At 51.8% G+C, this 16,927-nt stretch carries 17 protein-coding genes; 15 read left to right on the top strand and 2 right to left on the bottom strand.

Translation table 11 applies throughout. The features are described 5' to 3' along the window. Positions 1–13: 13 nt before the first annotated feature. From CHH75_RS14290 to glnA, 7 genes are all read left to right on the top strand, one after another. Positions 14–571, top strand: a complete 558-nt coding sequence (locus tag CHH75_RS14290) for a ribonuclease FAU-1 family protein (RefSeq protein WP_095398506.1) — start codon at positions 14–16, stop codon at positions 569–571. After that, a complete protein-coding gene (locus tag CHH75_RS14285) occupies positions 571–1,254 on the top strand; it encodes a YdcF family protein (protein ID WP_095398505.1) in 684 nt (227 codons plus the stop codon). Before CHH75_RS14290 ends, CHH75_RS14285 begins: the two co-directional genes overlap by 1 nt. 80 nt (positions 1,255–1,334) lie before the next feature. Continuing rightward, a complete protein-coding gene (locus CHH75_RS14280; RefSeq protein ID WP_095398504.1) occupies positions 1,335–2,318 on the top strand; it encodes an AAA family ATPase in 984 nt (327 codons plus the stop codon). 166 nt (positions 2,319–2,484) lie between these two features. Next, the gene (gene hflX, locus CHH75_RS14275) at positions 2,485–3,771 is read left to right on the top strand and encodes a GTPase HflX (RefSeq protein WP_095398503.1); all 1,287 of its coding nucleotides are present in this window, start codon (positions 2,485–2,487) and stop codon (positions 3,769–3,771) included. A 98-nt stretch (positions 3,772–3,869) separates the two neighbouring features. Continuing rightward, positions 3,870–5,123, top strand: coding sequence for a methionine gamma-lyase family protein (locus CHH75_RS14270; protein WP_095263648.1), 1,254 nt, complete (start codon positions 3,870–3,872; stop codon positions 5,121–5,123). Between the two features lie 82 nt (positions 5,124–5,205). After that, entirely contained in the window at positions 5,206–5,616 is a 411-nt protein-coding gene (locus CHH75_RS14265) for a MerR family transcriptional regulator (protein ID WP_095263649.1), read from the top strand. 54 nt (positions 5,617–5,670) lie between these two features. Further along, positions 5,671–6,999, top strand: a complete 1,329-nt coding sequence (gene glnA / locus CHH75_RS14260) for a type I glutamate--ammonia ligase (protein ID WP_095263650.1) — start codon at positions 5,671–5,673, stop codon at positions 6,997–6,999. Between the two features lie 312 nt (positions 7,000–7,311). On the opposite strand, the gene lexA is transcribed toward glnA, so the two are convergent. Continuing rightward, complete coding sequence (lexA, locus tag CHH75_RS14255; protein WP_095263651.1) at positions 7,312–7,938, bottom strand: transcriptional repressor LexA; 627 nt, start codon at positions 7,936–7,938, stop codon at positions 7,312–7,314. A 178-nt stretch (positions 7,939–8,116) separates the two neighbouring features. Here lexA and CHH75_RS14250 point away from each other — a divergent pair, with 178 nt between their 5' ends. The 5 genes from CHH75_RS14250 (at position 8,117) to CHH75_RS14230 (ending at position 11,177) form a co-directional block, all read left to right on the top strand. Next, complete coding sequence (locus tag CHH75_RS14250; protein WP_095263652.1) at positions 8,117–8,488, top strand: LysM peptidoglycan-binding domain-containing protein; 372 nt, start codon at positions 8,117–8,119, stop codon at positions 8,486–8,488. 293 nt (positions 8,489–8,781) lie between these two features. After that, positions 8,782–8,988 (top strand): DUF896 domain-containing protein, encoded by a 207-nt coding sequence (locus CHH75_RS14245; RefSeq protein ID WP_095263653.1) that lies wholly within the window; start codon positions 8,782–8,784, stop codon positions 8,986–8,988. A 163-nt stretch (positions 8,989–9,151) separates the two neighbouring features. Further along, positions 9,152–9,673 carry a hypothetical protein gene (locus CHH75_RS14240; RefSeq protein ID WP_095398502.1) on the top strand — a complete coding sequence of 174 codons (522 nt, stop codon included), beginning with the start codon at positions 9,152–9,154 and terminating at the stop codon, positions 9,671–9,673. A 43-nt stretch (positions 9,674–9,716) separates the two neighbouring features. Then, on the top strand, positions 9,717–10,508 hold the full coding sequence (locus CHH75_RS14235) for an HAD family hydrolase (protein ID WP_095263655.1): 792 nt from the start codon (positions 9,717–9,719) through the stop codon (positions 10,506–10,508). A 252-nt stretch (positions 10,509–10,760) separates the two neighbouring features. Then, on the top strand, positions 10,761–11,177 hold the full coding sequence (locus CHH75_RS14230) for a FixH family protein (protein WP_095263656.1): 417 nt from the start codon (positions 10,761–10,763) through the stop codon (positions 11,175–11,177). Between the two features lie 123 nt (positions 11,178–11,300). Here CHH75_RS14230 and CHH75_RS14225 read toward each other — a convergent pair whose 3' ends face one another. Then, a complete protein-coding gene (locus tag CHH75_RS14225; RefSeq protein ID WP_095263662.1) occupies positions 11,301–11,837 on the bottom strand; it encodes a 1,2-dihydroxy-3-keto-5-methylthiopentene dioxygenase in 537 nt (178 codons plus the stop codon). 179 nt (positions 11,838–12,016) lie between these two features. Between CHH75_RS14225 and metH the strand changes: the two genes are divergently transcribed. From metH to CHH75_RS24655, 3 genes are all read left to right on the top strand, one after another. Continuing rightward, complete coding sequence (gene metH / locus CHH75_RS14220; protein WP_095398501.1) at positions 12,017–15,457, top strand: methionine synthase; 3,441 nt, start codon at positions 12,017–12,019, stop codon at positions 15,455–15,457. Between the two features lie 88 nt (positions 15,458–15,545). Further along, complete coding sequence (rnz, locus tag CHH75_RS14215; RefSeq protein WP_095398500.1) at positions 15,546–16,493, top strand: ribonuclease Z; 948 nt, start codon at positions 15,546–15,548, stop codon at positions 16,491–16,493. A gap of 203 nt (positions 16,494–16,696) precedes the next feature. After that, positions 16,697–16,921 carry a hypothetical protein gene (locus tag CHH75_RS24655; protein ID WP_141235846.1) on the top strand — a complete coding sequence of 75 codons (225 nt, stop codon included), beginning with the start codon at positions 16,697–16,699 and terminating at the stop codon, positions 16,919–16,921. The last annotated feature ends 6 nt before the right edge of the window (positions 16,922–16,927 follow it).

Raw genomic sequence — 16,927 nt, 5'->3', positions numbered from 1 at the left:
GAGGAAAAGTTCCATGAAACGTAAATTCGGAGATCGGGCAAATTGGCGCCGAATCACCCGTCGGCACTTCACTTCCCGTTATGTGGAATGTGAGCAATTCACAGGATATCTCACTTTATATACCATATATGGACTGAAGGAACCTTTATGGAAAACTTACGGCAGCCATACATACCGCATAGCGGATAAAGGTTACTCCTGGCTTCAGTACTATCCGAAGGACAGTCATTATATTGTGACCGCCATGTTTGATGACAAACGGAATATTATCCAGTGGTACATCGATATATGCAAGAAACAAGGCGTGACCGATCAAGGGGTTCCCTGGTTTGATGATCTGTACCTTGATGTCGTTGTCGTCAGCAACGGCGAGGTGTTCCTGCTGGATGAAGATGAATTGGAGGAAGCGCTGCAGCGAAATGATATCACCCGCGACGATTATCAATTGGCGAAGGCGACGGCGCGCAAGCTGCTGCGGGCGATTGATGCGCATGAATTCCCGTATTTCATGATGTCTCTGAAACATCGCAATCGGCTGTTTCATAACGGGGAATTTAGGAGGAAGAAATGATGGAACAGGATGTGTATCTGAGGCGCATGAGCGCCGCGATCCAGAAAGGGCAGAAGCGGAAGAGGCGCAAGGGACGAAGCCGGCTTGGGCGCAGGCTTGTATTCGTCGGCATTGGCCTCCTGCTGCTGGGCGCCATGTGGACAGGTTACATCGTATGGAAAATCGAAAGCGCGGTTAGTGCGCCAGCGGAGCAGGCCGATGTCGGCATCATACTGGGCGCTTCCATGTGGGGAGAGGAGCCGAGCCCGGGTTTGCGCGAGAGACTGGAGCATGCTCTGGAGGAATACCGCCAGGGGCGGTTTGAGAGCTTCATCGTCAGCGGCGGTCTGGATGCCCCGGGTATGAAGTATACGGAGGCGGAAGGGATGCGCAACTATCTCGTGCAGGCTGGGGTGCCTGAAGAGCGGATCTATCTTGAAAATGAAGCGACAAGCACGTATGAAAATCTGCTGTTCAGCCAACAGATCATGCAGGAGCAGGGCTGGGTAACAGCTCTGATTATGACCCATGACTACCACGGGTCAAGGGCGATGGAGATTGCTCGTGTGCTGGGGTATCAGGAGCCTACGATATCCTTGACGGAATCTACCGTCCTGCCGATGGCCAAGCATAAGTCGAGAGAGGTTCTTGCTTATACCAAATGGAAGATGGACAGAGCGCTTCTGGCGCTAGGCTGGCGATAAGGCGAAACTTCTAATATGCAGGCTGTCAATAGAATACATTGGAATAGATAGTCAGCCCTTTGGATAAAGAGGTGAGAGCAATGAACGGGCGTGCAACGGCCGCTGGCGGCCGGTCTGAAGGACGGCCATCGAGACAGATCAATGTCGTGCTCCGCAGCAGCGAACCGCCGCTGATCAGCAGCACGGCTCCCGAGCGCGAACCGGCTCCTTCCCCGAACGCCGTTTCACAGCACAGTCTATTCCAGGACATTCAGAAGGAACTGGACCAATTGGTTGGTCTGGAGCAGATTAAAGAGCTGGTATTTGAAATTTACGCTTTGCTTCAGATTGCCCGCATGCGCTCAGATGCCGGGCTCATCAGCGACGGACATGTATTCCATATGATTTTCAAGGGGAATCCCGGCACGGGCAAAACAACGGTGGCGCGCATCGTTGCCAAACTGTTTCAGAAGATGGGCGTGCTCAGCAAGGGCCATCTGGTCGAGGTGGAACGAGCCGATCTGGTCGGCGAATATATCGGGCATACAGCGCAAAAAACAAGGGAGTTGGTAAAAAAGGCGCTGGGGGGAATCCTGTTTATTGATGAGGCTTACAGCCTGGCAAGAGGCGGGGAGAAAGATTTTGGCAAGGAAGCGATTGACACGCTTGTAAAGGCGATGGAGGACCATAAGAATCAATTTATTTTGATTTTGGCGGGGTATAGTGAAGAGATTGATTTTTTTATGAGCACGAACCCCGGGCTTCATTCGAGGTTTCCGATTCAGATGGATTTTCCGGATTACAATCTGGACCAGCTGATTCAAATTTCAGAACTGATGGCGAAGGAGCGGGATTATATTCTGATGCCGCAGTCGCTCGTCAAGCTGAAAGAACATTTGCAGAATGAACGGGAGAACGGGAGTCATTCGTTCAGCAATGCCCGCTACGTCCGCAATCTAATCGAGAAATCCATCCGAAATCAATCGGTGCGCTTGCTGAATCAGTACGTGACCGGGAATCCGGGGAAGCTGGAACTGATGACACTCAGGCCGGAAGACTTCAGGTTTAACGGAAAAATACCATGATTTATGACCATTCAGCGTTGATAATAAACTTACCGCCATACCGCGTGCCGCTCTGTGCAACAACGGCTCTCTTGCAAGCTTGCAAGGGAGAAGAGAGCTGATTCATAACCGCGCCCGCGGTTTGGTATGTTACAAGAGACTTTACAGGCAAAAAGGAGCAGGATACATGGCAAACAAGACACATGACACCGTATCAGCGCTTGAGGATAAAGCAATTCTGGTCAGTTTGGTGACCGATAGTGTGAAGCGTTCGGGCATTGATCCCGAGGAGTCTCTTCAGGAGCTTGTGCAGCTTGCCGAGACGGCAGGCGTGGAAGTGCTTGATGTGATTACTCAAAACCGGGAGACCCCGGATTCCAAATGGTTTATCGGTAAAGGCAAAGTGGAAGAGCTGCGCATGGCGATCGACGGCCTGGGCGCATCCACGGCGATCTTTGATCAGGAGCTCTCCGGCGCCCAGGTCCGCAACCTGGAGGAAGCGCTTGATGTGAAGATAATCGACCGCACGCAGTTGATTTTGGATATTTTCGCACAGCGGGCCAAAACACGGGAAGGGATTATCCAGGTCGAGCTGGCACAGCTCACCTATTTGCTTCCAAGACTGTCAGGTCACGGGAAGAATCTATCACGTCTCGGTGGAGGCATCGGGACGCGGGGACCTGGTGAGAGCAAGCTGGAGACCGATCGCCGGCATATCCGGGACCGGATCAGCGATTTGAAGGGTCAGCTTGACGAGGTGACGCGCCATCGCAAGCTGCACCGGGAGCGCCGGAAAAAGAGCGGTGCGATTCAGGTCGCGCTCGTCGGTTACACGAATGCAGGCAAGTCTACTCTGCTCAACCGCTTAACCGCATCGGACGTTTATGTGGAGAATCAGCTGTTTGCGACGCTGGATCCGACATCGAGAGTGCTTGAGCTGCCGAGCGGCAAAGAAGTTGTGCTGACCGATACCGTCGGTTTCATTCAAAATCTGCCGCATGACCTGATCGCAGCTTTTCGGGCGACGCTGGAGGAGGCTAATGAAGCGGATCTGATTCTGCATGTGGTGGATGCATCCTCGACGATGCGGGAATCTCAAATGGACGTTGTGCAGTCGATTCTGGAGGATCTTGGCGCGGCCGAGAAGCCGCAGATCGTTCTGTTTAACAAAAAGGATGCGTGCCAACCTGAACAACTGGAGATGTTGCCATCGGGGGATGGATACTTGAAGATTAGCGCTTATGATGAAGCCGATCTGAATACGGTCCGGGAAGTGATTCAGGACCGGCTGTCCGGAGGCAATGTCAGGTTCCGGATTCCGGCTGACCGCGGTGACCTGCATGCTGTCGTCTATCGTGTCGGGGACGTGCTGGAACAGTCATTCGACGAGAATGACCTGATCTATGAAGTGCGGATCAATACAGCGGATTACGAGAAAACCGGTTATCTGCTTGAAGATTTTATCGAGAAGTAAGGGATTGTAAGCATCAAGCCGCCCTGCTGGCGGAAGCTTAGGAGCAGGGCGGCATTCATTATTATTTCACGTGCTGACGGGGGAGAGAACAGCTGGTTATGGCAACATTTTCGGAGGAATTATTGCAACTGGGCCGCACTGTAGAAGAGAAGATCGCCGGGAAAGTGCGGGAGATCGATCACATCGTAGATACGAATCAATGGAAGGTGATCGAGGCGTTTCAGCGCCGTCAGGTCAGCGATTTTCATTTTTCCGGTTCCACGGGTTATGCTTATAATGACCGTGGCCGCGAAGTGCTGGATGAAGTATACGCGGACGTATTCGGGGCCGAATCGGCTCTGGTGCGTCCTCATTTTGCGTCGGGAACGCATACGATATCCACCGCGCTGTTCGGGGTGCTAAGGCCCGGCGATGAGCTGATCTACATTACGGGGCGTCCTTACGACACCCTGCACAAGGTGATCGGACAACCTGGAGATGGAACGGGATCGCTGCGTGACTTTGGCATCGGTTATGGCGAAGTTGCGCTAACAGCGGATGGAGAAGTGGATTGGGAGGCTGTTGAGGCAGCGGTCAGCCCGGCTACGAAGGTGATCGGGATTCAGCGTTCTCGCGGATATGACTGGCGGGCTTCCTTTACCGTTCAACAGATCGGCGAAATGGTAGAGCGTATTCGGGCGATCCGTTCCGATCTGATCGTGTTTGTGGACAATTGCTATGGGGAGTTTACCGAGGAATTGGAGCCTACCCAAGTCGGTGTTGACCTGATGGCGGGCTCGCTTATTAAAAATCCGGGGGGCGGGCTGGCCGAGACCGGCGGTTATATTTGCGGCAAGGCGCGTTATGTGGATCAGGCGGCCTATCGTCTGACAGCGCCGGGTATCGGGCGCGAGGTTGGAGCGATGCTCGGGACGACCCGAGGCATCTATCAGGGGTTGTTTATGGCACCGTCCACGGTTGGACAAGCTATTAAAGGAAGTATTTTTGCTGCGGCGATGTTTGAGGAGGTGGGATTTCAGACGAAGCCAAGCTGGCAGGAATCGCGGACGGATCTGATTCAAGCTGTCTCATTTGCCAGTGCAGATCAGCTGATCTCATTTGTCCAGGGCATTCAGAAGGCGGCTGCGGTCGACAGTCATGTCGTTCCGGAACCATGGGATATGCCGGGTTACGAGCATCCGGTTATTATGGCAGCTGGAACATTCATTCAGGGCGGAAGCCTCGAGCTGTCTGCCGATGCCCCGATCAGAGCTCCGTATATCGGCTATATGCAGGGAGGTTTAACGTATTCCCATGTTAAATATGGGGTACTTATGGCACTTCAGAGTATGAAAGATTATAAACTTCTGTGAGTTAAGCTTACATGTGGTTGACGTGTCTGATTAGGAAATGTACAATAAGATCAGAATAGACCACTTGGAAGGTTGATGAGATATGGGTGATGAGATTCGCAGGAATATGGCGCTATTTCCAATCGGCATCGTAATGAAGCTAACGGATCTATCCGCCAGACAAATTCGTTATTATGAACAGCACAACTTGATTGTCCCTGCCCGTACTTCGGGCAACCAACGCCTGTTTTCCTTTAATGATGTTGAGCGCCTGCTGGAGATTAAGGCTTTAATCGAGAAGGGTGTCAATATCGCCGGGATCAAGCAGGTGATGAATCCTGTAACGAAAGAGTCGGAGGAGGCTACGGTCATTACGGCAGATACTGAGAATAAACGCCGTGAGATGTCGGAGTCCCAGCTACGCCGTTTGCTCAAGCAGGAATTGGTTACAGGCAAGCGGCCGGGTCAGGTTTCGTTGATTCAAGGTGAGCTATCCCGGTTCTTTAATAAATAAGGATTCGATGCTTATGGGTAGTAAAATTGTCATTTTTATAAGGGAGAGGATACAGTGAGCTACACTAAAGAGGACATTTTGCGCATTGCCAAAGAGGAAAATGTTCGGTTTATCCGTTTGCAATTTACCGATTTGCTGGGAACGATCAAGAACGTTGAGATTCCGATTAGCCAGCTGCCTAAAGCGCTTGACAATAAAATGATGTTTGACGGTTCGTCCATCGAAGGCTACGTGCGGATCGAGGAATCGGATATGTACCTGTATCCGGACCTGGATACATGGATGATCTTCCCTTGGGTGTCGGAAGTTCGTGTAGCGCGTCTGATCTGTGACGTGTACATGCCGGACGGAACGCCGTTTGCAGGCGATCCTCGCGGAATTCTGAAGAGATGCCTGAAGGAAGCGGAGGAGATGGGTTTCACTTCGATGAACGTGGGACCGGAACCGGAATTCTTCCTGTTCAAGACCGACGAGAAGGGTAATCCGACCACCGAGTTGAATGACCAAGGCGGATACTTCGACCTGGCTCCTACGGACCTTGGCGAGAACTGCCGTCGCGATATCGTGCTGACACTGGAAGAGATGGGCTTTGAGATCGAGGCGTCCCACCATGAGGTAGCTCCTGGCCAACACGAAATTGACTTTAAATATGCGGATGCCATCAAAGCGGCAGACCAGATTCAAACATTCAAACTCGTTGTTAAGACGATTGCTCGCAAGCATGGTCTGATTGCAACGTTCATGCCTAAACCGCTGTTCGGAATGAACGGATCGGGCATGCACTGCAACTTGTCTCTATTTAAAGGCGACCAGAACGCCTTTGTCGATGAGAATGATCCGCTCGGCCTGAGTGCAACAGCGCGTTATTACATGGCGGGAATTCTGAAGCATGCGCGTGCTTTTGCAGCGATCACGAACCCGACGGTCAACTCTTACAAGCGTCTGGTTCCTGGATATGAAGCGCCTTGCTACGTTGCCTGGTCCGCGAGTAACCGCAGTCCGATGATCCGGATTCCGGCATCCCGTGGCCTGAGCACTCGGATTGAGGTGCGCAACCCAGATCCGGCTGCGAACCCTTACCTGGCTTTGGCTGTTATGCTGAGAGCTGGACTGGACGGCATTAAGCGCGAGCTGTCGCTTCCGGCTCCGATCGACCGGAACATCTATGTGATGACCGAAGAAGAGCGCATTGAAGAAGGCATCCCTAGCTTGCCTGCAAGCCTGAAGGAAGCGCTGAGCGAGCTGATCCGCAGCGAAGTGATTTCTGAAGCGCTGGGCGATCACGCACTGGCTTACTTCTATGAGCTGAAAGAGATTGAATGGGATATGTACCGTACCCAAGTACATCAATGGGAACGCGATCAGTACATTACGATGTATTAATTTCAACATGTGCCCAAACCCCTTGCGCCGGTGGTGCAAGGGGTTTTTGTATGGCTACACGGATTAGCAAATGGTTGGCGAGCCGGACAGTACCCGATGGGTCGTCGCTGAAACGGGGCAAGGGCCGGCCAATTCCTAACCAAACAAGCATGCTAGAGGAAGGGACGATAAGTTATGAAGGAAGAAACGTGGGAAATGGACGCCGGGGCTTGACTATGGACAATTTTATTTAGCAGTACAAAAAAACGAGGCTGTTCCCCGCAGGTTAGCGGGAAGCAGCCTCGATTTCATGTTCAGTGGCTTTCGATTAAATTAGTGTACGTCTCTGAACAGTCCAATGACCTTGCCAAGAATGGTAACATGATTCAAGCGCAGCGGCTCATAGGTTGGATTCTCCGGTTGGAGGCGAATGTGATCCTTTTCTTTGTAGAAGGTCTTAACAGTCGCTTCATCGTCCTCGGTCATCGCTACGACGATGTCTCCGTTATCAGCGGTCTGTTGCTGCCGGACGATGACATAGTCACCATTATAGATACCTGCATCAATCATACTGTCCCCGACAACCGACAGCATGAACACTTTATCATCACCTACATAATGCTGAGGGAGAGGGAAGTAGTCTTCAATGTTCTCGGTAGCCGTGATCGGCACACCTGCGGTTACTTTCCCGACAACAGGAACTCTGGCGATCGTATGGGTGAACATATGGCTGGTCTCGGATTCCTCTTGCCCCAGCAGCTCGATTGCTCTTGGTTTCGTCGGGTCACGGCGGATTAAGCCCTTCTTCTCCAGGCGGTCCAGATGCCCGTGAACGGTAGAACTGGAAGCCAGTCCGACAGCTTCCCCGATTTCCCGGACGGATGGAGGGTAACCTTTGCTGCGAACCTCATTGCGGATAAACTCTAGTATCGCCAGTTGGCGGCTGGATATTTTCGACATGCCGTATCAACCCCACTTAGTAACGTTTGGTAAAATTATAACATAGAACCTCCGTTCGTACAAACATAAGTTCTAAAAAAATAATAGAACAAATGTTCCTTGAACCTATTGAATCAAACAGGTGTTCGTGTTATATTAAGAGCATAAGAGAACACCTGTTTGGGGAGATGATGTTTTCATGTTGAGATACAGTACATACCGGAGCATTTATGATACGGTTCCTGCACAGCAGGAGAGCGTAGCAGAGAGATGGATGAAGCGCGCAAGACAGCATATGTCGACGATTCCGGCGATCAAGATCGTTTTGCTTCTTCTTATTATTGTATCGGGATGGACAGGCGCTTATACGGTGTTTGCGGGCGGCGCGGACAAGCCGGTTCAAGCGGTCGAGTTTATTGTCCAACCTGGAGACTCACTGTGGAGCATCGCTTCTAGTCAGAAACCGAAGAATACAGATACACGAGTGTATCTTGAACATATACGGCGTTACAATGGGCTGAAGGGAACGGAGATTCAAGCAGGGGAAGTGTTGAAGCTGCCTGTATGGTAAGGCTCGTGACCTGTTTTATTTGGTTGCTCCTTGTCGATTAGAGAGATGATATCCTTGTTGTGATCGAGACGGGGCGATTCATCAGTACACGCTGATCGCTCAATTAAAGCGTCATTCCTTTTATGATGCTTTAATTTATGATTATATGCTGATACAGAGCGGTTTCTATATTGTACCGGACATCACGTCTTTTCCTCCATGATGTTGTTCCAGAGCTTGTTCGGGCTGCGCGCCTTGACAAGCTCTATTCGTCATGTTTAAGTTATAATGATATTGGGAATGGAGGAGAAGTTATGGATATCGATACATTGGTTGAACGCATTAATGTTTTAGCCCGTAAACAAAAAAACGAGGGCTTGACCGAAGAAGAGCTGAAGGAAAGAGCAGAGCTTCGGGAAATTTATCTTAACAATATTCGCAAAAACTTCAGGCAACAGCTGGAGTCCATCGAGTGGGTAGATGACAACGACCAAAAAGGTGGCCCTAGATTGAAGCATTAAATGTTATATACAGCCTGATTCATCCCGGTCCCGATATTCATAGCGGTGGCGTCTTGAGATGGTTAGGTTCTTTATTATATGGAAGATGCCTGTTCAGGAGGCAGTCACAATCCTGAAGAATGATCATCGCTTAACATTGGACATTATTTTTGGGAGGTCATGTATGTCACGGTCGTGGGAAAGAAAAGTGAACAAAAATATGGCGCAGCTTAACAAGCAGCGGAAAAAGCAGGGGCTGTCAGGTTATCAAGGCTCGGGTACGGCAGGATCAGCGGATATTTTCAGAGGACGCAAGTATGTGCTTCCGATCATCTTGCTGGCATTAGCCGCATTGTATGCGTTGCTCGGCACTTTTACAACGGAAGAGGGCCAAAGCAACAGCGTGCTCAACTGGGTTGGCGTCAGCTTGTATATACTGCTTGCTGTTATGATCTTTCTGCGCAAGCCGTATCTCAAGGTTGAGAAAGCGGCAGTTTCCACCTTTAAATTCAACCGTGAGCGTCGTCTAAACGTCTCGGAAATTGAGAAAATTCTGATTGCTGACGGTTCCGTGGTTATTCAAGGCAAGGGACGCGGCGGCAACTGGGTGTTTTCTCGCTTGATTAACCGATATGATACGAAGGCGATGGGCGAAAGACTTGAGGAGTTTGCCAAGGTACATCATATTCCGGTTGAACGCAGCTGATATCCGTTACAGGCTACTAGGGTGTTAATGAGGGGGAGAGATAATGGGGAAACTGGCGGTAGTGTTTGATCTGGACGATACGTTGTTGTGGGATGAGCGCAGTGTGGAAGAGGCGTTTGAGGCGACCTGCCGGACAGCGGCCGAGCATACCGGTGTGAATGCATCGGAACTGTTGGCTTCGGTCCGTGAAGAGGCCAGAGCGTTATATGAGTCATACGATACCTATGCATTTACCAAAATGATCGGCATTAATCCGTTTGAAGGTCTGTGGGCAAATTTCACCGCTGGCGAACAGCCGGAGTTTCGGCAGCTTCAGCAATTGGCGCCGGTCTACCGGAAAGAGTCCTGGCGCAGGGGGCTGCTGCGCTGCGGGATCGATGACGAGACATTGGCAGCTTCCTTGGCGGACCAGTTCGGCGCTGAGCGCAGAGCACGCCCTTATGTATATGAGGAGACCTATGAAGTGCTGAAATATTTGCAAGGCAAAGTGAAGCTGCTGCTGTTGACCAACGGCAGTCCGGACTTGCAGCAAGAGAAGCTGGATGGCGTGCCGGAGCTTTCCCCTTATTTTGATCACATTGTCATTTCGGGCAGCTTCGGCAAAGGGAAGCCGGATGTTTCCATCTTCACTCACGCTTTAGGGCTGCTCGGGATTGAGCCCCAGGATGCTGTGATGGTCGGGGACAAGCTGACTACCGACATTAAAGGCGGGAACGCAGCGGGAATGACTACGGTCTGGATCAATCGAACCGGCCGCCCTCATGACCCGGAGATTACCCCTGATTATGAAATCAAACATTTGACCGAGCTGTATGCGATTCTGTCCGAAGTATAGAATAGCATGGATGGCTCGGGGATATGATGAAACACCGAAATGGAAATAGGGAAGCTCGTGGAGCGGCTGTAAAGCTGCTTTACGGGCTTTTTTATATAGCTCTGTGATGTTCGTCACACAATTGTAAGGGGAATGAGATAGAAAAAAAAGGAGATTACAATATAATAAGGAGAACGAAGTAAAATTAGCGCTAAGATGTCGGCATGGGGTGTCGGCGACGATTTGGCGGATGATATAACGAGGTGGACGTGTATGTCGAGGAAGAAGATGGCTTTATTTGCTGCGATGGTGTTGATGGCAGTCGCGCTTTCGGCTTGCAGTGATGGCGATGCCAAAGGCGTCGATGACGAGATGATGCTGGAGCCGATTCTCGTTGATCTTACCCTAAGTCCGGATACAATCCAGGTCGGCGAGACAGTGGCAATTCAGGCCAAGGTTACGCATGGCGGAGCTCCGGTTGAAGATGCGGACAAGGTAGAGTTCGAGTTTGCGATGCAGGGCGGCGGCCTGCAGGTCACCGTACCTGTACAGCATGCGGGAGACGGGGTGTACCAGATGGACAAATCATTTGATCGTCCCGGTACATACCGTGTGATTTCGCATGTAACAGCCAGAGGCCAGCATTCGATGCCGCTCAAGGAGCTAACCGTATTGACATCCGATGAATAGACAAAAGGCAGTGCCTGAACCCTTCGTGAATCGGTGGGGCGGCACTGCCTTTCTCGTTGCGAACGCTTCTGTTCCATATGCCCGTATTCATGGACACAGGGTGAAGTGAAGCCGAATGTCGACTTATTTGAACTGTGGATCTGCTACAGGTGTAGCTACCCAGCCGTCTTTTTCAATGAAGAGACGAACGGCAATGATCTTCTTGTTGTCCATCAATGTGAAAAAGTGCGGTGTGTTCTCCGGAACGGAAATGACATCGCCAGGCTCAAGCTCGACGTTGAAGTAGCCGACCTCGTCCGAGCCTTTAATGATGAAAATCCCTTTGCCACCAACGATCGCGCGGATTTCATCCTCGGAGTGCGTATGGATCTCCTCAAATTTCTTGAGCAGCTCTTCCAAGTTCGGTGTGGATTCAGACAATGTGATAACGTCCCAAATTTTATAGCCGCGGCGTGCAGCCAGATCTTTAATCTCTTCATCATAGATGCTTAAGATGCGGTTCTTGTCCTCATCCGTCAGCTGAAAATTCTCACGCAGATCTGCCGGGAGTTTCTCCATGTTCCAGTGCTCGTAGACAACCTCTTGGCTGTTCAAGAATGCCCGGACATTATCTTCACCTGTGATGCGTTCGTTCGTATTTCGGATTACAATCTCTGCCATGTTCATATCCCTCTTTCTCCCGTTGGATTAATAAGTATTATAGCTCTCGTCACATGATTTGTCATCTGTTATAATGCAATTTAATCTTGCGTGATGCTAATCACGCGAAACCGGCTTCTTTTCTATTGAAAAATATTCTGCTACACTAAGATTTAACGTTTTCCGGGGAGGTCAGCAACTTGAATAAGCCTAGCTTGCAAGATGTGCTTAAAGAACGAATATTAATCCTTGACGGTGCGATGGGCACCATGATTCAGCAGGAGGATCTATCTCCCCAGGATTTCGGGGGGGAAGAGCTGGAAGGGTGTAATGAAACATTGGTCATTCATCGCCCCGATGTCATCCAGAGCATTCATGAAAAATATCTGGAGGCGGGTGCCGATCTTATCGAAACGAATACATTCGGCGCAACGTCGGTTGTTCTGGCCGAATATGATATACCCGAGCTTGCGCGCGAGATTAACCTGGAGGCGGCACGGCTTGCTCGCGCAGCCGTACAGAAGTACAGCACTCCGGAGCAACCCCGATATGTTGTCGGCGCCATGGGCCCGACCACGAAGACGTTATCCGTCACGGGCGGGGTGACATTCGCGGAGCTGGTAGCGAGCTATGAAGAACAGGCGGTTGCTTTGATTGAAGGCGGCGTCGATGCACTGCTTCTGGAAACGTCCCAGGACACGTTGAACGTGAAAGCGGGGAGCATCGGGATTCGTCAAGCTTTTGACAAAACGTGCATTACCTTGCCTCTGATGATCTCTGGTACGATTGAACCGATGGGAACGACACTGGCCGGGCAAAATATCGAGGCTTTCTATATATCATTGGAGCATTTGAATCCGATCTCGATTGGCTTGAACTGTGCGACAGGCCCGGAATTTATGAGGGATCATATCCGCTCTCTGGCGGAAATGTCCAGCTGTGCAATCAGCTGTTATCCGAATGCCGGACTGCCGGATGAGAATGGGCAGTATCATGAATCACCGGAATCCCTCGCGCAGAAGCTGGCTGCTTTTGCCGAGAAGGGATGGCTGAATATCGCGGGCGGCTGCTGCGGCACAACGCCGGAGCACATCCGTGCGCTGAAGGAAGCGATGCAGCAATTCGCGCCCCGGCCGCTCACCGGCACACATCTTCCGGCCCTGTCCGGGATTGAGCCGGTCTATATCGAACAGGCCAATCGTCCGTACATGGTCGGCGAGAGAACGAATGTTCTTGGATCGCGCAAATTCAAGCGCCTCATCGCCGAGGGCAAATACGAAGAAGCCTCTGAAATTGCAAGAGCCCAGGTGAAAAACGGGGCCCATATTATCGATGTGTGCGTACAGGACCCAGACCGTGAAGAAGCCGAGGATATGCGACAGTTTCTGGAGCTGGTGGTCAAAAAGGTCAAAGTGCCGCTCATGATCGATACAACGGATCCGAATGTCATCGATCTTTCGCTGCAGTATTCGCAGGGCAAGGCGATCATTAACTCCATTAACCTTGAAGACGGGGAAGAGAAGTTTGAAAAGGTAACCCCGCTCATTCACAAGTACGGTGCGGCTGTCGTGGTGGGTACGATCGACGAGAGCGGACAGGCCATTCACCGCGACGACAAGCTGAAGGTGGCCAAGCGCTCCTATGACTTGCTCGTGAACAAATACGGCATTCCGCCGGAGGATATTATTTTTGATACGCTTGTATTCCCGGTCGGAACAGGGGACGAACAGTATATCGGATCAGCCAAGGAAACGATTGAAGGCATCCGGCTCATTAAAGAGGCGATGCCGAAGGTGCACACCATTCTCGGAATCAGCAACGTATCATTCGGCCTGCCGGAGGCCGGGCGTGAAGTGCTGAACTCGGTATATCTGTATGAATGCACCAAGGCCGGGCTTGATTACGCGATTGTCAACACAGAGAAGCTGGAACGTTATGCATCCATTCCGGAAGAGGAGCGGCGTCTTGCTGAGGAACTCATCTATCATACGAATGATGAGACGCTTGCTGCCTTCGTGGCGGCTTTCCGCAACAAAAAGGTGGAGAAGAAAGAGAAAATCTCCAACCTGAGCCTGGAGGAGCGCCTTGCTTCCTATGTTGTTGAGGGCTCAAAGGAAGGACTTATTCCCGATCTGGATGAAGCGCTCAAAATCTACAGTCCGCTGGAGATTATCAATGGTCCGCTCATGGAGGGCATGTCCGAGGTGGGCCGGCTGTTCAACAACAATGAGCTGATTGTGGCCGAGGTGCTCCAGAGCGCCGAGGTGATGAAAGCTTCGGTTGCCTATCTGGAACCGTTTATGGAGAAAAATGAAACATCCGTCAAGGGCAAAATCATGCTTGCCACCGTCAAGGGCGACGTGCATGATATCGGCAAAAACCTGGTGGAGATCATTCTCTCCAACAATGGTTATCAGATTGTGAATCTGGGTATAAAAGTACCACCAGAGCAAATTATAGAGGCATACCGGCGGGAGAAGCCGGATGCGATCGGCCTGTCAGGCCTGCTCGTCAAATCGGCGCAGCAGATGGTGTTGACGGCTCAGGATTTGAAAAATGCCGGCATCAGCGTTCCGATCCTTGTCGGCGGTGCTGCACTGACCCGGAAGTTTACGAAAACCCGCATTCGCCCTGAATATGACGGCATGGTGCTGTATGCCAAGGACGCGATGGATGGCCTTGATCTGGCCAATCGTATCAGCGATCCGGTGCAGCGGGATCTGATCGTCAAGGAGATTCTGGCGGAGCAGGAAGCGGAAGCAGCCGCGCCTAAAGTGGAAAAAACGATGCCCAAGCTGACCCGGGCGGTGCGCTCCAACATTTCGCCGGATGCGCCGGTGTACTTGCCGCCGGATCTGGATCGTCACGTGCTGCGCAACTATCCGATTTCGCATATTTTACCGTATATTAATATGCAAATGCTTCTTGGGCATCATCTCGGCTTGAAAGGTTCAGTGGAGCAGCTGCTGAAGGCGAATGATCCCAAGGCGGTATCGCTGAAGGAGACGGTGGATAGCATATTGGAGGAAGCTGTCCAGACCGGTTCTATCCAGGCCCATGCGATGTATCGGTTCTTCCCGGCTCAATCGCGCGGGAATGACATCATCATTTATGATCCTGAGGATCACACGAGGGTGCTGCACACCTTCACCTTCCCAAGGCAGCAGGTGGAGCCTTATCTGTGCCTAGCGGACTTCCTGAAGTCCGTAGACAGCGGGGTGATGGATTACGTTGGCTTCCTGGTCGTGACAGCGGGCCATGGGGTCAGCAGGCTGGCCAGTGAGTGGAAGGATAAAGGGGACTATCTGCGTTCCCATGCGCTGCAGGCTGTGGCGCTGGAAACGGCCGAAGGGCTGGCTGAACGGGTTCACCATATGATGCGGGACATTTGGGGCTTCCCGGATCCGGCTGATATGACGATGAAGCAGCGGCTCGGTGCGCGATATCAAGGCATCCGGGTGTCATTCGGCTATCCGGCGTGTCCGGACCTGGAAGATCAGGGACCTCTGTTCAAGCTCATGCAGCCGGAGGATATCGGCGTTCAGCTGACCGAAGGGTTCATGATGGAGCCGGAGGCGTCCGTATCCGCGATGGTGTTCAGTCATCCGGAAGCCCATTATTTCAATGTAGACAAAACTTGATGATGATACATGCGTAGGCAAACTGGCAGAAATCCTCCGATGCTTCGGAGGATTTCTCAGGTTTCACGCCCGAAAGGGGAGAAGAGGTATGGAGCTCTATTTTCTAGGAACGAATGCGGGTATTCCGACGCTGCATCGCAACGTAACGAGTGTCGCGCTGCGGCTGTTTGAAGAGCGCAGAAGCCTGTGGCTGTTCGATTGCGGCGAAGGCACCCAGCATCAAATATTGAAATCATCGCTCAAGCTGTCCAAGCTTGAACACATTTACATAACCCATCTGCATGGCGATCACGTCTTCGGACTCCCCGGGCTGCTGTCCAGCCGCGGCGCACAGGGGATAACAGCTCCGCTGACCGTGTACGGTCCGCCAGGGATTCAGGCGTTCATTCAGACGTCGCTGGAGCTGAGCCAGTCGCGCGTGCCTTATGAGTTGAATATTGTGGAGCATACAGGCGGGGTCGTGTTTGAGGATGACGGCTTCCGCGTGGAGGCGGCTAAACTGGAACATCGCGCCGAATGCTATGGCTACCGAGTGATCGAAAAGGATCTGCCGGGAAGTTTGGACCTGAAGCGTCTGGAAACCTATGGACTGAAGCCGGGACCGCTTTACGGAAGGCTGAAGCGCGGGGAGAGCGTGGAGCTGGAAGGGGGCGGATGGGTCCACCCGGCCGATGTGCTGCTGACACCGAAGAAAGGCCGCGTTGTAACGATCCTGGGGGATACCCGCCCATGTACCGGCGTCCATCAGCTGGCTAAGGGCGCGGACCTGCTCGTACACGAAGCAACCTTCTCTGCGGAGCTGACCGAGCTGGCTAACGAATATTATCACAGCACGGCGGAGCAGGCGGCGAAGGCAGCGGCTGAAGCGGGGGTGCAGGAGTTGATATTGACTCATTTCAGTTCCCGATACAAAGATATGGAGCATCTTCAGCCGCTGTTGGAGGAAGCCCAGCAGATCTTTCCGAACACGAAGCTGGCGGAGGATTTTGGACTGTATCCGGTGCCGAGAAGATGCTCTGCAGGCGGCAATCCATAATTATTTCTCGGGAAAGCGCAGGAAATGACAAGAAGGCATCAGGAAGAGAAAGTGTTGGACAGTCTTCGATGTGATTCGACAGCGGAAGGGCGTATGCTTATATTCCCTGCATGCGAAGCGTTATAAGGCTTAGCTGGCGCATCTGAGTTGCAGCTGTCGTGACCGGGTTCCTTGCATGTGTCAGACCTGTTCTTTACAATGGAATGGAGTGTATAGAAGGGCTGCTCAAGGAACCCGAGGGCTTGTTGTTGATGAGCCGGCACGGCTTGGCACTTGGCGCTTGGCTCGTCATCACATCCCTGGCATTGCAGATGAACCGCACTGGATATATCGTGGTGACGAAGCTTTCTTGCGTGTCAGCAGCCAGTCCCTTCAAGCGGCGCGATAAGCCGATGTTTTTTTATCATAATGAATATTTCATGACATGAACTACA

Origin of the sequence: Paenibacillus sp. 7541 (assembly GCF_002276395.1) — a bacterium.
Taxonomy (GTDB): domain Bacteria; phylum Bacillota; class Bacilli; order Paenibacillales; family Paenibacillaceae; genus Paenibacillus_AQ; species Paenibacillus_AQ campinasensis.
This window is presented reverse-complemented; position numbering and strand designations above follow the sequence as displayed.